Source organism: Pseudomonas mandelii, assembly GCF_900106065.1.
GTDB lineage: Bacteria > Pseudomonadota > Gammaproteobacteria > Pseudomonadales > Pseudomonadaceae > Aquipseudomonas > Aquipseudomonas mandelii.
Genome location: NZ_LT629796.1, coordinates 6,552,211 through 6,570,938 on the forward strand (window position 1 = coordinate 6,552,211; position 18,728 = coordinate 6,570,938).

The 18,728-nt window shown below is 60.4% G+C and carries 12 protein-coding genes; 9 read left to right on the top strand and 3 right to left on the bottom strand.

Features of this window, described 5'->3' with window-relative positions; all coding sequences use genetic code 11:
- The first annotated feature begins 14 nt into the window (after window positions 1-14).
- From BLU63_RS30345 to BLU63_RS30360, 4 genes are read left to right on the top strand one after another with little or no spacing between them, the layout of a single operon-like run.
- The gene (locus tag BLU63_RS30345) at window positions 15-485 is read left to right on the top strand and encodes a DUF2271 domain-containing protein (protein ID WP_010459354.1); all 471 of its coding nucleotides are present in this window, start codon (window positions 15-17) and stop codon (window positions 483-485) included.
- Window positions 486-510: 25 nt separating this feature from the next.
- Entirely contained in the window at window positions 511-2,691 is a 2,181-nt protein-coding gene (locus BLU63_RS30350) for a PepSY domain-containing protein (protein WP_083377023.1), read from the top strand.
- On the top strand, window positions 2,675-3,652 hold the full coding sequence (locus tag BLU63_RS30355; RefSeq protein ID WP_231990925.1) for an FAD:protein FMN transferase: 978 nt from the start codon (window positions 2,675-2,677) through the stop codon (window positions 3,650-3,652). The genes BLU63_RS30350 and BLU63_RS30355 overlap by 17 nt, the downstream gene beginning before the upstream one ends.
- Before the next feature lie 31 nt (window positions 3,653-3,683).
- Window positions 3,684-4,385: a VIT1/CCC1 transporter family protein gene (locus BLU63_RS30360; protein WP_010459348.1), complete on the top strand. Its 702-nt coding sequence runs from the start codon at window positions 3,684-3,686 to the stop codon at window positions 4,383-4,385.
- Between the two features lie 71 nt (window positions 4,386-4,456).
- Here the strand turns inward: BLU63_RS30360 and BLU63_RS30365 are convergent, their stop codons facing one another.
- The gene (locus BLU63_RS30365) at window positions 4,457-10,855 is read right to left on the bottom strand and encodes a peroxidase family protein (protein WP_167362286.1); all 6,399 of its coding nucleotides are present in this window, start codon (window positions 10,853-10,855) and stop codon (window positions 4,457-4,459) included.
- 400 nt (window positions 10,856-11,255) lie between these two features.
- Here BLU63_RS30365 and BLU63_RS30370 point away from each other — a divergent pair, with 400 nt between their 5' ends.
- Complete coding sequence (locus BLU63_RS30370; RefSeq protein WP_083377024.1) at window positions 11,256-12,740, top strand: sensor histidine kinase; 1,485 nt, start codon at window positions 11,256-11,258, stop codon at window positions 12,738-12,740.
- Between the two features lie 12 nt (window positions 12,741-12,752).
- Here BLU63_RS30370 and BLU63_RS30375 read toward each other — a convergent pair whose 3' ends face one another.
- Window positions 12,753-13,439 (bottom strand): response regulator, encoded by a 687-nt coding sequence (locus BLU63_RS30375; RefSeq protein ID WP_010459343.1) that lies wholly within the window; start codon window positions 13,437-13,439, stop codon window positions 12,753-12,755.
- 314 nt (window positions 13,440-13,753) lie between these two features.
- Between BLU63_RS30375 and BLU63_RS30380 the strand changes: the two genes are divergently transcribed.
- The 4 genes from BLU63_RS30380 (at window position 13,754) to BLU63_RS30390 (ending at window position 17,752) form a co-directional block, all read left to right on the top strand.
- Window positions 13,754-15,487: a type I secretion system permease/ATPase gene (locus BLU63_RS30380; RefSeq protein ID WP_083377025.1), complete on the top strand. Its 1,734-nt coding sequence runs from the start codon at window positions 13,754-13,756 to the stop codon at window positions 15,485-15,487.
- Window positions 15,488-16,834: an HlyD family type I secretion periplasmic adaptor subunit gene (locus tag BLU63_RS30385; protein WP_083377026.1), complete on the top strand. Its 1,347-nt coding sequence runs from the start codon at window positions 15,488-15,490 to the stop codon at window positions 16,832-16,834.
- Between the two features lies 1 nt (window position 16,835).
- On the top strand, window positions 16,836-16,979 hold the full coding sequence (locus tag BLU63_RS32935; RefSeq protein WP_154504316.1) for a hypothetical protein: 144 nt from the start codon (window positions 16,836-16,838) through the stop codon (window positions 16,977-16,979).
- A gap of 125 nt (window positions 16,980-17,104) precedes the next feature.
- A complete protein-coding gene (locus BLU63_RS30390) occupies window positions 17,105-17,752 on the top strand; it encodes a BON domain-containing protein (protein WP_010459334.1) in 648 nt (215 codons plus the stop codon).
- 56 nt (window positions 17,753-17,808) lie between these two features.
- Here BLU63_RS30390 and BLU63_RS30395 read toward each other — a convergent pair whose 3' ends face one another.
- Window positions 17,809-18,456: a c-type cytochrome gene (locus BLU63_RS30395; RefSeq protein ID WP_083377326.1), complete on the bottom strand. Its 648-nt coding sequence runs from the start codon at window positions 18,454-18,456 to the stop codon at window positions 17,809-17,811.
- Window positions 18,457-18,728: the final 272 nt, after the last annotated feature.

The window sequence follows — 18,728 nt, forward strand, 5'->3', positions numbered from 1 at the left end:
ACAAGGACACCCTCATGAAAAAGATCATCGCAGCCACCTGTCTCGCCGGCGCCATTGCCCTGCCGGGGTTGGCCCAGGCCCGGGAAGTAACCCTGACCACCCAGCTCAAGGACTACAGCGGCAATGATGCCTACCTGGCGATCTACGTGACCGACGCCAACGGCCAATACCAGAAAACCCTGTGGGTGGCCGGCAAGAAGGCCAAGTACTACAAACACCTGGGCGACTGGGCCCGTGGCAGCGGGATGAACCCGAGCGAGTTTGACGGCGTCAGCGGCGCCAGTGTCGGCAGTGGGCGCACGCTCAAAGTCAGCGTCGAACTGGCAGACACCCTGATCGATGCCGGGTATCAGATCCGCATCGACAGTGCCGTCGAGGACAAACGTGACGCCCGCGCCGATGTCAGCGTGCCCCTGACGTCCAAGGGCGCAGGCCAGCCGGCGACCGGCAGCACCTATGTCGAGTCCTTTACTTACGATTTGTAGCACCTGCCCTTTCTGGAGGCTGAACATGCTTCGCCAGTCCCATTCCCTGTCCGGCCTGATCGCCGCCCTGTTGGTCATGCTGTTGGCCATCAGCGGCGCGATCCTGTCGGTCGACCCGGCGCTGGAACGCTTGCACAGCACCCCCACCGCGGCCGGGCAACTCACCGTCGGTCAATTGGCCGGGCGTGTGGCCAATCACTTTCCGGGCGTGGAGCAGATCCAGCGCACAGCGTCCGGGACGGTCATCGTCTACTACAACCAGAACGGTCAGGCCGGGGCTGAAACGGTCGACCCACTGACTGGCGAAGGCCTCGCGCCTTATGCGCCCTCCGCGTTCACGCGTTGGGTGAAAGAGCTGCACCGCTCGATGTTCCTTGGCACACCGGGCCATGGGGTGTCGGGTGTCGGCGCGTTGTTCATGCTGATGCTGTCAGTGTCCGGCGCGCTGTTGCTGGCCCGACGCCTGGGTGGCTGGCGCAACCTGCTGCGGCCACTGCGCGGCACGTTCAACCAGCGCTGGCATGCTGAAGTCGGGCGACTGGCTTTGCTCGGGCTGCTGCTGTCGGCCTTGAGCGGGCTGTATATGTCCGCCACCACTTTCGGCTTTATCGCCGACGGCAGTCAGAATGAACCCGCCTTCCCCGCCCACGTCAGTGCCGGGCCGGCCTTGCCGGTGGCGAGCCTGCAAGCCTTGCAGGCCACCGACCTGAATGACCTGCGCGAGCTGGTCTACCCCAGTCCCGGCAACCCGAAGGACGTGTTTTCCCTGCGCACGGCCCAGGGCGACGGCTACGTGGATCAGGCCAGCGGCGCCTTGTTGTCCTACCAGGCCCACGACTCGATGCACAACCTCTACGAATTGATCTATCAGCTGCACACCGGTGAAGGCCTGTGGTGGCTGGGCCTGCCGCTTGGGCTCTGCGCCCTCTGTGTGCCGTTGATGAGCGTCACCGGCCTTCTGTTGTGGTTGCGCCGGCGCAAGGCGAGCCCGAACATCCGCCACAACAGCCCTGCCCACTCTGCCGACAGCGTGATTCTGGTGGGCAGTGAAAACAACAGCACCTGGGGCTTTGCCAAGACCTTGCATGACGCCTTGCACCTGGCCGGACACCGAGTGCATAGCGCGGCGATGAATCAATACGCCAACGACTACCGCAGCGCCCAACGCGTGATCATCCTCACCGCGACCCACGGTGACGGCGACGCGCCAGCCTCGGCTTCGCAGTTCATGGCGCGGCTGGCCAAAACCGGCCTCAAGCCCGGCCTGCCCTTTGCCGTGCTGGGCTTTGGTGACCGCCAGTTTGCGCAGTTCTGTCAGTTCGCCCATCAGGTGCAGGACGCGATGTTGCAAGCCGGTGGCTCGCCGTTACTGGGGCTGGAAACCGTCAACCGCCAATCCTCTCAGGAATTTGCACGTTGGGGCCACGCGCTGGGCGACGTGCTCAAACATGACCTGACACTGGTCCATGCCCCGCAGCGGCCACAGACCCATCCATTGCTGCTGACAGAGCGCATCGTCTATGGCGAACAGGTGAACGCACCGACCCACGTCTTGCGCTTCAAGGCACCCGGTGCGCTGCCGGACTTCCTGGCCGGTGACCTGGTCGGGATTGTGCCTCCGGGCAGTCCGATCCCCCGTTTCTACTCGCTGGCCAGCGGCTCGAAGGACGGCGTGCTGGAAATCTGCGTGCGCAAACACAACGGTGGCGTGTGCTCGGAATTCCTTCATGGCCTGGACATCGGAGCATCGATCGAAGCGTTTATCCAGCCCAACCCGCAATTCCGCCCGGCGTCGGGCACGCACCCGGTGATCCTGATCGGTGCCGGTACCGGTATCGGTCCATTGGCCGGTTTTATCCGCAACAACACGGCCCACCACCCGATGCACTTGTATTGGGGCGGGCGCAACCCGGCCTCGGACTTCCTCTACGAGCCGCAACTCAAGCAGTACCTGGCCGACCGGCGCCTGACGGCATTGCGCGCCGCCTTTTCTCAGGTTCAAGACCGCTGCTACGTGCAAGACCGGCTGATCGGCGATGCCCAGGCCCTGCGTCGACTGATTGAAAAAGGCGCCCAGGTGCTGGTGTGTGGCAGTCGCGAAATGGCCAAAGGCGTGATGCACGCCCTCGATGAGGTGTTGGCACCTCTCAACCTGACGGTGCTGACCCTCAAGGCACAAGGACGCTACCGTGAAGACGTCTACTGAGTTGCAGCGCTACAGCCTGAACGGCGAAACCATGGGCAGCCGCTACACCGCCCTGTTCTATGCCGGAGCCGGGATCGATACCGACGAAGTGGGTCAGCGCCTGGCGTGCGCCGTGGCCCGGGTGGATCAGCAAATGTCCACCTGGAAACCCGACTCGGACCTCAACCGCCTCAATGCCGCCCCCGAGCAGCAATGGATTTCGGTGCCCCAGGAACTGGCAACGGTGCTGTCAGCGGCACTGCGTGTCAGTCAGCAATCCGGCGGCGCCTTCGACATTGCCGTCGGTGATCTGGTGAATGCCTGGGGGTTCGGCCCCGCAGAGCCGACCGTTACAGAACAGGCGCTCGCGACGATGCCGCCGCGCACCCGGCTGTCAGCCAGCGCCGCGTTGGTGGTCGACCCGTTACGCAATCAGGTGCGCAAACGCGCGCCGCTGCACCTTGATTTGAATGGCATCGCCAAGGGGTTTGGCGTCGATGAGTTGGCCCGTTGCCTGGAAGGTTTTGGCATCACCCGCTACCTGGTCGGCATCGATGGCGAGATGCGCGCCCGGGGCGTCAAACCCGATGGCCAGTGCTGGACCGTAGCGGTGGAAAAGCCTGACCGGGGCGTGCGTGAAGTCATGGGTGTGATGGAACTTGGCGACGCCGCGATCGCGACCTCCGGGGACTACCGACAGTGGGTCGACGTGGCCGGTCAAGCCTATGCTCATACCATGAACCCGGCCACCGGCGCGCCGCTGTGCAACCCGCTCGCCGCCGTCACCGTGGTGGCTGCTTCGTGCATGCTCGCCGATGCCTGGGCCACGGCGCTGATGGTGCTGGGTGAAACCGAAGGGCCACGTCTGGCACAGGAACGCGGGATGGACGCGCTGTTCGTGCTGCGCGACGGGCAACAATTCAAGGAAATATCCATTGTCGGCGGCCAGTTGCAGGCGCAGATTGAAACCCGCCCGATGTGAACCGCCCAATGACAGTGAGTCGCGCTCAACCATGAAATTCATGCACAGACACACCGAGTCCCACCGCAGTGATCGTATCGGCTGGCTGCGCGCCGCCGTCCTGGGGGCCAACGACGGGATTGTCTCCACCGCCAGCCTGCTGATCGGCGTGGCCGCCGCCAACGCCAGCCACGCCACGTTGCTGGTCACGGGCATGGCGGGGCTGATGGCCGGCGCTATGTCTATGGCGGCAGGCGAGTACATCTCCGTACACTCCCAGGCGGATACCGAGCGTGCCGATTTGTCCCGCGAACGGGCCGAGCTGGCCAGTGACCCGAAAGCCGAACACATCGAGCTCGCCAACATCTACATGCACCGTGGCGTATCACCCGAACTGGCGCATCAGGTGGCCGATCAATTGATGGCCCATGATGCGTTGGGTTCGCACGCCCGGGACGAACTGGGTATCAGCGCCACCCTTACCGCCAAACCCTTGCAGGCCGCCCTGGCTTCCGCCGCCAGCTTTGTGGTGGGTGCCGCCCTGCCCCTGGCGGTGACGTTTGTCGCGCCGGAGCACAGCGTGGTGCCCTGGATATCGGGCATGTCATTGGTGTTTCTCGGGACGCTGGGCGCCATTGCCGCCAGGGCCGGCGGCGCCAAGGTCATCACCGGTGCCTGGCGGGTGACCTTTTGGGGCGCGTTGGCCATGGCGGTTACGGCACTGGTGGGGCACTTGTTTGGCGCTGTGGTCTAGCGCGCGTCCCTCCTGCAAAAAACAAAGGGCGCCCCCTTAGTGAAAAGGGGCGCCCTTTTTACGCTGCCAACCTAAACCACGCCGACGAAATCGCTCGCAGTAAGGGCCACATGCCCGACCAGATCAATCTGGAAGTCGGCGCCATTGCCGCTGTTCACATTGCCCTCCACATAGGTGTGATCGACCCCGCCGACATTAACGAAGTGGTACTTCAATTGCGCCTGGTTGTTGAACTCATTGCCGGCGCCGTTCCACTCGCCGAGGAAGGTGAAGTCCTGATTACCGGCGGAACCCGCGCCGGAGGTCCGGGCATCGATCAGGGACAAATCGATGCGGTCTTGCCCTTGGGTAAAGTCAGTAATTGCATCTCGGGTAAGGGTTGACGTACCTGAATCTCCAATGGCCGAGAAGACAAACAGGTCATCGCCCGCTCCACCAGTCAGGGAGTCCCGGTTCGCGCCACCGACCAGAGTATCGTTGCCACCACCACCGCCGAGCGTGTCATTGCCTCCCAGGCCTGTCAGCACGTTAGCGCCACCGTCACCGGTCAGGGTGTTGGCGCCACTGCCGCCGATCACATTCTCGATACCGGTCAAGGTGTCATTGCCGGTTTGCGAACTGCTGGCAAGGCCGGTGAGCAGGTTGACCGATGCGTTGGCCGAGGTCCCCGACAGGTCGTAGGTATCGGTGTCGCCACCGCCGTCGTAACTGTCGTTGCCGTCATTGACCGACGCTTGGAAGGTGTCGTTGCCAAGCCCACCGAACAGGTTGTCCGTGCCTTGCCCGCCAATCAACGTATCGGCGCCGCTGCCACCGTCCATCCAGTCATTGCCGCCCTGGCCTTGCAACAGGTTGCTGACCCCGTCGCCCTGAATGTGATCGTTGCCCGAACTGCCGGTGACGTTCTCGATGCCGGTCAGACTGTCGCTGCCAGTCTGGGCGCTGGTTGAGGTGCCGGCCAGCAAGTCCACCGTGGCCGCCGCCGACGTGGCCGACAAATCATAGGTGTCGACATCCGCACCGCCGTCATAGTGGTCGTTGCCATCGTTCAAGGAGGCCAGAAGCGCATCGTTGCCCGCGCCCCCGAACACTGTGTCATTACCCGTCAAGCCAGTGAGCTGGTTGTTGCCGCTGTTGCCATTGATAACGTTGTCCAGTGCGTTACCGGTGCCGTTGATGTTGTTCGCCCCCAGCAAGGTCAGGTTTTCAACGTTGGCGCCCAGGGTGTAGCTGACCGACGACATGACAGTATCGGTGCCCTCGTTCAGATTCTCCTGAACCACATCGCCATTGGCATCGAGCATATAGACATCATTGCCGGTATTGCCACGCATTGTGTCGTTGCCCGTGCCGCCGTCCAGCACGTCGGAGCCCAAGCCACCGTTGAGGATGTCATTGCCCGAGTAGCCCATCAGGATGTCCTGAAAGTTGGTGCCATTGAGCGTGTTGTTGAAGAAGTTGGTGCCCTCGATCAAGCGCCCGACTGCCTCCGACGGGGCCGACGTCAGCTGTTCCACCGAGCCGCTGTCATCGGTGTACGTGGTGATCACCCGCAGTTGCTGGCCGAACTGTGCCGAGGTGGGCGCAAAGGTTGACGCATTCGCCCCGGTGATACTCAACCAGGTCGCTCCCACCAGCGCTTGCCACTGATAGGAGAACCCGCTTGGCCCAGGCAAGCCGTCGGCGTCCTGGATGGCCGAGGTGTTCGCGGTCAGCCGGTATTGGGCCGGCACCGGACGACTTGGCGTGGTCGGCGAAGTGGCATAGCCCGACAGCACCACATTACCGGTCGGAAGATGATTGGTGATGCTCAGGTTGACCGTGCGGTCGGCGAAGCCCAGTTTCTCCACGCCAACCACAATGTCGCTGCCATCGCGGCCCGCCACGCTGTCGGTGATCTTGAAGGCGGTGATGAGCCCCTGATGCTGGGTCAGAAAGTTGATCCTCTGAATCGTGTATTCCGACCGGTTGCCCGTAAACATTGCCATGTCCGACACGCCTGCCGTGCCACCGTCACCGACCGTGACGCTATCGGCGAGATCGGCAGGATTGGTACTCGCAACTCCATTGCGCCACAAACGGGTGACCTGGCTACCGCCTAATTCCAGATTCTCGAAAGTGGCCGACTTCAGCATCTCGGTGAAGTGCTTGTCGTAGCCAGGCCCCACCGCGTCCAGCAGGCCGTTGGTGCCGATAAATCCGGCAGCACGGTAATTGGCGCCATCCTGATAATTGTCGTAACCACCGGCGTAGGTGCCGATCAGGCTGTCCAGACGGATGCCGTCACCGACGATCACGTCGTTGCCAATGCCGCCGACCAGCTTGTCATTGCCGCTGCCGCCGATCAGCCAGTTGCCGCTCGCATCACCCAGGATGGTGTCGTTGTTCTGGCTGGCAATGACCCCTTCAATACCGACCCACGCAGGGAACGGAGTGGTCAAGTCGATGGCCACCGCCGGGTTTTGTTGGGTCGAGAAATCGATCGTGAGACCTTGGGGGGCCTTGGCATGGTCGCTGAAGTCGATCAAGTCGAATCCAATGCCCTTGCCATCGTTGCCCAGGTCGGTCTTGCCGTCGCCACCCAGTACTTCGTCCGGCCCACCGCCCATGGCTTGGGAGAAGGCCCCCGGGCGCAAGATATCGTCGCCATCGAGGCCGCCCGAAATATCCTGGTCGTCGCCGGCGATGATCAGGTCGTCACCGCCGTCACCCCACAGCAGATCACCACCGGCACCGCCGTCAAGGATGTCGTTGCCATCGCCACCGTGGGTGAAGGCATCGGTATCGCCTTCGCCGAACAGGAAGTCGTCACCCGATTCGCCCGACAGCTTGTCGATGCCGACACCGCTGTGCAGGATGTCGTTGCCTTCGCCGCCAATGATCTGGTCGATGCCCGCCGCTGCCGTGGCGGATTGTTCGCCGCTCACGTAGTCGTCACCGGCGCCACCGTCCAGCAGATCGCCGCCATCGCCGCCGTAGATGCGGTCGTTGCCGTCACCGCCGTACAGGCGGTCGATACCGTTGCCGCCGTAGATTATGTCGTTGCCGCCTTCGCCATAGACCGTATCGTCACCGCCCCAGGCGTAAATCAGGTCGTTACTGTCGCTGGCCACTATCACCTCGTGGGACTCGGCACCGCTGTTCAGCGTGCCGTCGAGATTTCCCCCTCCGTTGATCGCCGTGGTGCCAGAGGTCGCGGCGCTGTCTTCGACACGGAAGTCACGGATGTACTGCACACCATTGACGGTCACGATGTCGCCGTTGTTGGTGGTGGCATTGCCCCGGGTTGAATAAACGCCCAGCGACTGGTGACCAATCACCGTAATGCCATCGGCGGCGTAGAGAGGATGAGCATCCTCGTAAGCCTTGATCGCATCGGCGTATTTGTGCTCGGTCTTGGCATTGGCGACCTCGTTCTGCGCCAGGTCGTAGTACTTGTCGGCATAGGCGAAAACGCTGCCATTGAGGTGCTCGGCGCCAGTGTTGCGCTCGACGATGTCCTTGAACTGTTCATTGACGATGCCCTCGCCCATCTGCAACTGGTCCAGGCGATAGAGGTAGTAAAAGCGGTCGCCGTTCATCAGTCGGCTGATCTGGTCGACAAACACCGTGTCGAAGGTTTCACCCAGAATGCCCCCGGTGACGTGCACCTCCGCCAGGCCGCCCAACCAAGTGTCGATGTGTTGAAAGCCGTCGACGCCATAGCTACCCGCGTCAGCGGGGCTGTTGAAGGTGTTGTTGAGGAAATCCAGTGCTTGGTTGTACGTATACCCTTGGGCTTCGGTGCTGCCTTCGGAGATCGTGCCGTTCTCCAGACCGATCAGCGCGGCGGCGCGTGCGACGTTGCCGTCGAACGAATAAGCCGCAATGAAATTCACCAGGTTGTCCGGGTGGATCATGTTGGCGCCAAAGTCGGCCCAACTGCTGTATTCGCTCAGGCCGATGGCCGCGCGGAACTCATTGAGTGTGGGGATGCCGACGTCGCGGCCACGGGCGATGTTGATCGCAGCCAGGTCCAGCGGCTGGCCGAGCAGACCCTGGTTCAGCGCTGGCGTGACATATTCGTCAACCTCGTTCGCCTGTTGGTGGGTCATGCCCAGGGCGATAGCGGCCGCGCCCTTTTGCGCAAACAGCTCAGGGGTGAGGAAAGCTCGCTCGAGTGCAACGCGCATCACACCGCTGGTGATGCCTCCCGACGGATCAATCAGGTCGATTGATTCGCGCAGGGTGCTGTGGCCGAAGCGGTAGGCCACTTGCGAGAAGTCCAGGCTCACATCGGCTTGTTCGCCGCTGTTGTAGCCCACGAACTCGGCGATGTTGGGTGTGATGGTTCGGGCAAACTGGTCCACCGCCGTATGCTGATACTCCATCTCGACCGTGATTTTGGCTGCATTGAACAGTTTGTTATCGTCCCAGGCGATGGCACCACCGGCGTAAACGTAATTGCCTTGTGCATCTTCGTAGTGATTGCCGACCACGCTCACCCCGGCCGCCACGACATCTGTCGCCTGGGTGGCCACCGATACTTGCCACTCATGCAGCAGGTCATGGTTGTAAGTACCCGCCTGATCGAGCCGCTCCTGACGCAAGTCCTCGACCGCAACGGCTTCCTGAATGTTGCGCACCTGGAAGTTGTGCTCTTCGTGCCACACATGGTGTACCGCAGTCAGACCGATGTTCTCGTTCACTCGGCCGTCACCGGCAATGTAGTGATCGCCCACCGCCGCCATCAACAGCTCGCCGACGGCGGCGTGCACTTCTGGAGTGAGTGCGATCACGGTGGGTCCCGCCTGCATCGATGTCTTGATGCTGAAGTCGCTGAAATTCACCCACAGCGCCAATGTGCTGGCTCCCGTCAGCGTCACCGCCGGTGATCCCGGGCCCATGGCGCCGGCCGGCAGTTTCAGTTCCAGGTAACCATCATTGGGGCCAGCACCGTCGACATAGGCGAACTCATAACCGGCGCCCAACGCCAGCGCCGCAGCCTGGAGGGTCGCAATATTGGCCTGGAAATCAGTCGCAGCCTCAGGGTTCAACGGGTTCTTGAAGTGCGCCTCGTCGAAGCGCGGGTTCATATCAAGAATCAGCGCCTGGCCAGAGTTGCCGGCCTCGGCCCCGGTTTCCACGTTGCCAGCCGCGTCGCGATTGCGCAGATCGAGCACGTCTTCCCAGGTCAAGTCAGCACGTTGGGTGAGCATCAGGTGCGCACGCAGTTCGTTCAGCGTAGGCAGCGTGGCGTGCGTCGTTTCGCCAAACGCATTCTTCCAGGCGACCGACGTGTTGCCGTCCAGCATTTGGGCGCCGGCATGGAAGGTGATACCGCCATCGGTGGACACCCACGCTCGCAGCAGATCGGTGACTTCCTGGTCGGAGCCATAGGTCTGGCTCTGATCAATATAGGGCGATGTGTGGTTGTTCCATTGCGGTGTACCGTCGGCGGTGAAGCCGCTCACATCAGCGCGGGAAATCACGATCTTGGTGGCAGGCTGGCCGGTGGTGGGGTTGATCACGCCATAGAGCGGATCGTCCGGGGACAGGTTGATCGTGATTTTGGTGCCGTCTGCGCCCTTGCCGATGAAATCGAGGCCGTGATCGAAAAACTGGCCGAACAGGACAAACCAGCCATTGACCGGTGACACACCAGGGTTCTGTGCGCCGATGAAGAACTCATCATTTGGCACAGACGAATACGCTTGTACGTTGGCGCCGGTCAGCGGGTCAGTGACCGGATTGCCATTGCCATCCAGCTGCCAGACCGGATTGCCGTTGGCATCGAACTGCAAGTCATAGCCGCGCTGGGCGTCTTGCTGGCCGAGCGCTTCCAGCATGCCGTAGTCAGTCACTTGGGTGAAACCGTTGACGTCCTTGACGAGGTGAGTGCTACCGGGCTCCGTCTGGAAGGTAACGTCTGCGGTGGTGACTAACCGGCTAATCATGCGCGGCGTGTAATCCACAACGTCGTGAGCAGGAGACGCCTCATTGATCGGCGTCGCGAGGTTGTCGCCTCGCTTGGTGTAGTCCGCCGCCGCAGGGTCGGGGCTGGTTGTAAACGTATTGGCGTAGAACGCGTTGGGGTCGCTGCCAAGTCCCGCCATGGGCTTGACGTAATGATCGAACGACACCGCCATGCGTTGCAGGAAGGGTTGATCGGCTGATCCCCAAGTGGCATTGACCAGGTACAGGTTGTTGTTCAGCCCCGACGGATCGCGCAGGCCTTGAGAGGCCGTCACCGACGCGTAGGAGTGACCATACATCGCAAGGTTACTGTCAATCTGGGCCTGGCTCAGGGGTGTGCTGCCTGGATCGTAGATTAACCGGTGTTGCGCATCGTATATCGCACTCGACCCGCTCCAATCGACAATCGCGTTGCCATCCGCATCGTAGAGCGGACGAAAATCAATCTGATCCCGCATGAAGTCCAGATCGGAAAGATTGAATCGAAAAGGTTTCAAAATATAGCGCGTGGCCATGATATTTCACCTGTCAAATTGGGTTTCAAACCTCAGATCCGTCATGACTGACCTGGCCTTGATCCCAACCTTTCGGGCAGCCTGTCAGCTGGATTCCAAATCGTTAATTCGTCATCTAAAGCATCGGGGAGGTGAACGAACAGCGATAGATGCGAAGGTCCAATCAAGAATCGGGACCTAAGTCGCAGGTGCAAACCTGACCTTGGTCGGCCACTGAAGTACGAATCCCCCTGGTTTGGCAGGCCGTTCCAGGCCACACAACAAGCCGTCGCGTGCTGTACTGATTGTCCATCTATAGTGAGCCTGTTCGTACAGGCAGCTTGAACATGACACGCTGCGGATATCCGGTGACGCGCAGGCTGTTCAATCAACGTCAAGCTATGACCAGGGAATTGAAGCGATGGCAAATGACTCAAAAGCCCACCCGGAAACCGAGACGTTTGTCGCTGAACCGAGTGAGATCCCGGACGGGACGATACCTGGACCTGATCGTCGCCGTAATCCGATGCGCAGCCGACTGATAGTTCAGGCACGCAAGCTAAGCCGCTCTACGCAGTTCGTGATTGCCGCCGCACTGATTCTGGGGCTGACGATGTTTTTCGTCGGCGAACTGGTCAGTGAACGAATAGAGAGAGCCGCCGTACAAAGCGCCGCAGAGGCCGGCGCACACTACATGGAAGCGTTTCTGGAGCCCTATGTGCAGGAGCTGAGTCGCGAAAATGTCCTCTCGACCGAAAGCGTCAAATCCTTGGACCGCTTGATGGAGACCCACTCACTGAAACGGCACATCGTCTCGATCAAGATCTGGCGACCCGACGGCACGGTGGTTTACAGCACAGATAAATCCATTACTAATCGCAAGTTCCCGATGGAAGAGATTGCCGATGCGCTCAAAGGCAACGTGGTGACCGACCTCGAGGACCTTAAACAGGAAGAGAACCAGTTCGAGCGCAATATGAATGTGCCGCTCTATGAAATTTATGCACCGCTGCGCGAGTTCAATACCGGAAAAATCATTGCCGTGGGCGAGTTCTATGAAAAGGCCGACAGCCTGGAACAGGAGATCAGGCGCATCCGCCAGCAGGTGTGGATGGTCGTGGGCGCCGCGACACTGGCGATGCTGACGCTACTGTTCTTCCTCGTGAGGCGCGGTGACACGATCATCCAGCGCCAGCAAGTGGCCTTGAGGCTGCGGCTACTGGAGCAAACACGGTTGCGCATCAGTAATGCCGCGCTCCAGCGCAAGATGACCACGGCGACTGAGGAGTTCTCGCGGATCAACGAACTGACCCTGCGCCGCATCGGTGCAGACCTGCATGATGGGCCGGCACAGCTGTTGACCTTGATACTGATCCGGCTCGATGACCTGGCCGAGAACTGCACGGCAGTCGATCAGGAATCCCTGGAAACCATCCGAGGTGCAGCCACCGATGCATTGCGTGAGGTGCGGGAATTATCACGGGGTCTGGCGCTTCCGGAAATCAACGACCTTAGCTTGCAGGAGGAGCTTCAACTGGTGGCTCAACGACACGAGCAACGCACCGGCACCAAGGTCAAATTAACCCTGGGGGTGCTGCCCGAGGAGGCTTCACTGCCACTCAAATTGTGTCTTTACCGGTTCGTGCAGGAAACCCTCAACAATGCCTACCGTCATGCCCATGGCCACGGCCAGGCCATCAGCGCGGATTACATGGACGGGTTGCTACACATCAGCGTCAAGGACAATGGACCGGGCATGGCGGCTGACGCCATGGTGGTCGACACAGCGGGCAGAATCCGACTGGGGCTGGCCGGTTTGCGTTATCGCGTTGAATCCCTGGGAGGACTGTTCAGCATCGACTCATCCGCTGCCGGCACTTCGGTAAATGCACAGTTCAAGCTTTAGTCAGGGGCCACCCTATACATCCAAGTGAGAATTTACTGTCCCGATGCGCAGGCGATCCATAGCCTCGCGCTCCCAATAGCGGCGCAGGGCGGTGACAGCCTCGACACGGTTGCGGGCATGCAGCTTTTGCATCACGCAAGTCATGTAGTACTTGACGGTTTTTTCGCTGATCAAGAGTTTTGAAGCGACTTCCTTATTGGTCAAGCCCATTGAGACTTCACGAATGATCTGCTCCTCCCGATGGGTGAGGTCTATCTTGCGGACTTCGGCTTCATGCTTTCTGAAGTTGCTCAGCAGCTTTTTGGCAAATTCAGGGGTGATGTACGTTTCACCCCTGGAGATCGAGCGAATTGCCAGCACCAGATCCGGTCCGCTGATCCCTTTCAACACATAACCACGAGCACCCGCTTCGAGCGCTGAATAAGCGTCATCTTCGGATTCGGAAACTGTCAGCATCAGCACCTTCACGTCCGGCAGTTGGGTCGAAATGTACCGCACGGCAGCAAACACATCGCCCGGCATATTGACGTCCATCAGCATCACGTCCGGTCTCAATCGCAGAGCGATGTCCCGGGCTTCGTCCGCGCTGCCCCCCTGCTCCACGACTTGTAAGTCCGTCCTCTTCCTCAGCGTATTGGCCACGCCTTCACGCAACATAGGGTGGTCATCGACAATGCCAATCCGGATGAAAGGGTTCATGACGCGCTCCTGACAGGGTCAATTACTCGAACACTATTGATTAATAGCAGCTAACCCCGGCGGATGCAGGGCACTGGTCGCAAGCGCCGCAGGCTTCGAGGACGATAACTAGACTTAAGTCGCACGAAATTTGATCGCCAACAAGCCAACTTCATTACAAGCGCCAGACAGTACAGCGCCCAACCCATTGTTTTTAAACACTGTCAAAAGCGTCAATAAAATATTGACGCGTAAAAACCGGATCGGGACGTCATCCGACCAACAGTCGTTCTCCTACGCTGAGGTACATAAAACCACGGCATTGGACCCTTCCGATGAACAAGAAAAACCAGCAGCGATCCGAGTTTGCCGAGTTGCTTTTTCGGTTGCGCCATACGTTCTATTCGCTGGCGGGATTCAGTGGTGTCATCAACGTGCTGATGCTGGCGCCGGCCATTTATATGCTGCAGGTGTATGACCGGGCGCTGGTCAGCAGCAATGTCACCACGCTGCTGATGCTGACCCTTCTGATGATCGGTTTGTACACCTTGATGGCCATACTGGAAGTGGTGCGCACGCGGGTGCTGATCCGAGTCGGCAATCGACTGGACATGGCCCTGAACCGTCGCGTGTTCACCGCCGCTTTCGAGCGCAATCTGCAACGCACCGGCGGTAACCCGGCGCAAGCCCTGCAAGACCTCGCGCAAGTACGCCAGTTTCTTACCGGCAACGGGCTGTTTGCGTTCTTCGATGCGCCGTGGACGCCCATTTACCTGTTCGTCGCCTACCTGATCCACCCCTTGCTCGGGATCGTCACCCTGTGCGGTTCGCTGATTCTGGTGTCCCTGACCTGGCTCACCGAAATCGCCACCAAAAAGCCGTTGAACGAGGCGAACCTGGCGTCACAAATCTCAGGTACTTTCGCCAACAACAATTTGCGCAACGCCGAAGTCATTGAAGCCATGGGCATGTTGCCTGCCATCACCCAGCGCTGGTTTGGCAGCCACCTGCGGATTCTCGAAATGCAAACCCTGGCTTCCGATCGGGCTGCCTACATCAGCGGCCTTGCGCGTTTCGTACGGATCACCCTGCAATCGCTGATTCTCGGCACCGGTGCCCTGCTGGCGATCGAAGGCTCGATCACCCCCGGCATGATGATCGCCAGCTCGATCCTCAGCGGCCGCGCCCTGGCCCCCGTGGAGCAACTGATCGGCGCCTGGAAGCAATTGCTGACCAGCCGTCGCGCCTGGTCGCGGCTCAAGCAACTGCTGCAAGATTTTCCGCCCCGGGCCGATGCGATGAAGCTGCAACGGCCCTTGGGCATGCTCTCGGTTGAACACCTGCACGCCGGGGCGCCGGGCATGAGCCAATCGATCCTTCGCGGACCGCACTTCAACCTGTCGCCGGGTGAATCCCTAGGCATCATCGGCCCGTCCGCCTCGGGCAAGTCAACCCTGGCACGGCTGCTGGTGGGCATCTGGCCGGCGCAAAGCGGCAAAGTGCGGCTCGACGGCGTGGACGTCTACCTGTGGAACAAGGAAGAGCTCGGCCCCTGGGTCGGTTACCTGCCCCAGGACGTGGAGTTGTTCGAAGGCACGATTGCCGACAACATCGCCCGTTTCGGCGCAGTCGACAGTGATGCCGTGATCGTGGCGGCCAAGCGGGCCGGTGTGCACGACATGATTTTGCGCTTTGCCCACGGTTATGACACGACCCTGGATGTAGACGGTAACCCGCTGTCCGGTGGACAGCGCCAGCGTATCGGCCTGGCCCGTGCACTTTATGGTGAACCGTCGATCATCGTGCTCGATGAGCCGAACGCCAACCTTGACGACGCCGGGGAAAAAGCCCTGATCGAGGTGCTGGAAGACCTCAAGTCCCGGGGATGCACCACGGTGCTGATCAGCCACCGTCCGAGCATCCTCGGCACCGTCGACAAAATCCTGATGCTGCGCGAAGGCAGCACGCAATTGTTCGGCCCCAGGGACGAAGTGTTTGCTGCACTGCGTCAAACCAGCGTGCTGCCCGTCGGCGCACCCACCCTGTCAGCTGTTCGCGGGAGAGAATAAATGGGCGCCTTGAGTCTTGATCCTCGTAGCCAGGAATTGGTCCGCGCGGCGGCCAATATCGATATCAACGACCACCGCCTGGCTCGTTGGGGCGTGCTGCTAGTGATCCTCGGCTTTGGCGGATTTCTGCTTTGGTCATGGCTGGCCCCGCTGGACGCCGGCATCGTCGCCACCGCCACGGTCAAGGTCACCAGCAACCGCAAAGCCATCCAGCACCTTACCGGTGGTAGTGTCGAAGCGATTCTGGTGCGCGAAGGCGACAGCGTCAGCAAGGATCAGGAGCTGGTGCGGCTCGACGCCACCCAGGCGCTCTCGGAACAAGGGGTGGTCAACGCTCAGTTCATCGCCACCAAAACCATGGAAAACCGTTTGCAAGCCGAGCGTGACGGCGTACCCGAGGTCATCTTCGACCCCGCCATGTTGCAGCGCTACGCCGGCAGCGAGCACCTGAACAATGCGATCCTCCTGCAACGGCATTTGTTCACCACGCGCCGCGCCGCCCTTGAGGGCGAGATTGGCATCCTGCGCGAATCGCAAAACTCCGCCGAAGCACAGATCAAAGGGTTGCAACACGTCTACAGTGCCCGCTCGACACAGCTCGGGTTTCTCAATCAGGAACTGGTCGGGATACGGCAACTGGCCGCCGAAGGCTATGTGCCGCGCAACCGTATGCTCGAACTGGAACGCACCGGTTCTGATCTCAATGCCTCCCAGGCCGACAACCTCAACAACATTGCCAGGGCGCGGGGCCAGGTCGCCGAAATCAAGTTGCGCATCCTTCAGCGGGGGTTCGACTACCGCAAGGAAGTGCAGTCGCTGCTGGCCGATGTGCAGAAGGAAAATAGCGCCCTGACCGACCGGTTGCAGGCCCTGGATTATCAGGTCCGGCACACGGTGATCCGTTCGCCCATCGACGGTGTGGTCCAGGGCCTGAACGTCTCGACCATCGGCGGCGTGATCGCGCCCGGTTTCAAGATCATGGAAATCGTGCCGGCCCACGAACCGTTGCAAATCGACGCGATGGTGCCGGTGCAAGCCATCGACCGGATGACGCCAGGCCTGCCGGTGACCATCTCGTTCCCCGCGTTCAATCACGTGCAGACACCGAACATTCCGGGCCAGGTGCTGACCATTTCCGCCGATCGCCTGGTCAGCGACGACAACAAACAACCCTACTACCTGGCGCAGATCGAAGTGACGCCCGCCGGCATGGCCATGCTCGGCAGCAATCACATCCGCGCGGGCATGCCCGCATCAGTCACCATCAAGACCGGTGAACGCAACATGCTCAGCTATCTGTTGAAGCCGCTGCTGGACCGGGTCAACAGTGCGTTCAAGGAGCAATGACTTGAGCAGCCGCGCTCGGTTCATCGGCTTCTTCGCCCTGTTGCGCCTGCTGGCCAACCTGCGGCTGGCGGCGGATATGGACGCGCTGGACGATGACGACATCGCCAGCGCCAATGCCTGCCCGGGACCGAAGTTGGCGTTTTGAACACCGCGGGCCTGTCGGCCGCATTATTGATATACCTCAAGGATTTTTCGTCGTTCAGGCGTAGAAAAGACTTATCGGGCGCTCACGGTCCGTCCTGTCTCACGCCCTTCACAGAGGACTTCATCATGAACGACTTGAGTCTGCGTAATGCCATTCTGGATGAACTGGAATTCCAGCCTGAAATCAATGCTGCGAACATTGGCGTGGCCGTGGACGATGGTGTGGTGACCCTCACCGGTCACGTTTCCACCTACGCCCAGAAAATCGACGCAGAACGCGCGGTCAAAAACCTCAAAGGGGTACGCGCGGTCGCCGAAGAAATTCAGATCCGCCCCGAGAAAGGCGCCGGCACGGCAGATGACACCATTGCCAGTCGCGCATTGAAAATCATTAATTGGAGTTCCGACGTGCCCGAAGGCGACATCAAAGTCGTCGTGCAACATGGGTGGGTCACCCTGGAAGGCCAAGTGGACTGGCAATACCAAAAAGAAACCGCGGAACGGGCCGTGCGCAAATTGTCCGGCGTGCTGGGCATCGACAATCAGCTCGCCCTTCGTCCCCGGGTCGACGCTGGCAATATTCAGCGCAGCATCGAAGCGGCACTCAAGCGCAATGCCGAAGTAGAAGCCGAGGGGATACACGTCAAGGTCCAGGGCGATGTGGTGATACTCGAAGGCCGGGTCCATTTATGGCGCCAGCGTCAGGTTGCAGAACGGGCGGCCTGGTCAGTACCCGGTGTAAAAGAGGTTATCGATCACATACTGCTGGCCTGAGTCACGGCACCGGGGAGTGTGCAATCTCTCCGGGCCGCTGTATTGAGACTCAAAGGTCATTGTGGCTGGGCGCCGAGTGTCGCCATGTAACGAGCGACAGATTCGGTGTCCGCCTCAGACAGTGAATGATTCGACGACTTCATCGAGTCGTCACGGGGGCGCTGCTCCGTCTGCTGCAGCACCTTGATCTGGCGAATCGCATACTCCGCATGTTGACCTGCCACCCGGGGAATCCGGCCATTGCCCTCCCCGCCAGCACCGTGACACGAACCGCACCGAGCGACGCCTGACTCGGGAATGCCGTTGCCAAAGATGGATTCACCCCGGGCATCGGCGCTGTCGGCATCCGACTTCATTGGACTTTGATGTGAAAAATAATCGGCCAGTTCGGTGATCTGGGTCTCGGTCAAATGATCAAACCCGCGCATGTACTGAGCCCCGGATGTATCGCTGCGCAGATGCCGCTTGAAGTCGCCCAGTTGCAGCTTCAGGTACTCTTTTTGCTGCCCGGCCAGCTTGGGAAACATCGGTGAGACGGACTCCCCCGTCAAGCCATGACACAAGGAGCAGATCTGATCCACCATGGCGACACCGGACATGGCTGACGCGTCTTGCGAGGTCTGCTCGTTGCTACTCGTGCAGCCCATCAGCGTCACGATGCACATGGCAAGTAAACGATGTGATTGGCGGGGAGTACGCTTCATGTCACAGGCTTCCATGGTCTCACCCTCGATTCGACGATCAATACACGTCCGTCACACCTTGAAGGCTGTCGGAGTGACCCTCTGAATTGAGCTTAGCCAGAGGCCGCCCGTTACAGGTCAATGACAACGAACCGTTCAGCCTGATTCGAACTAAAGGCCATCGCTTCGCCTTATATCCCGGGTGCCGGGAACGCTGTCTCAAACACCATCGCTCAAGGCATTGCCCCCTTTGTTGATCAAACTCAATCATTTGTCTGAATCGAGATGTTGGA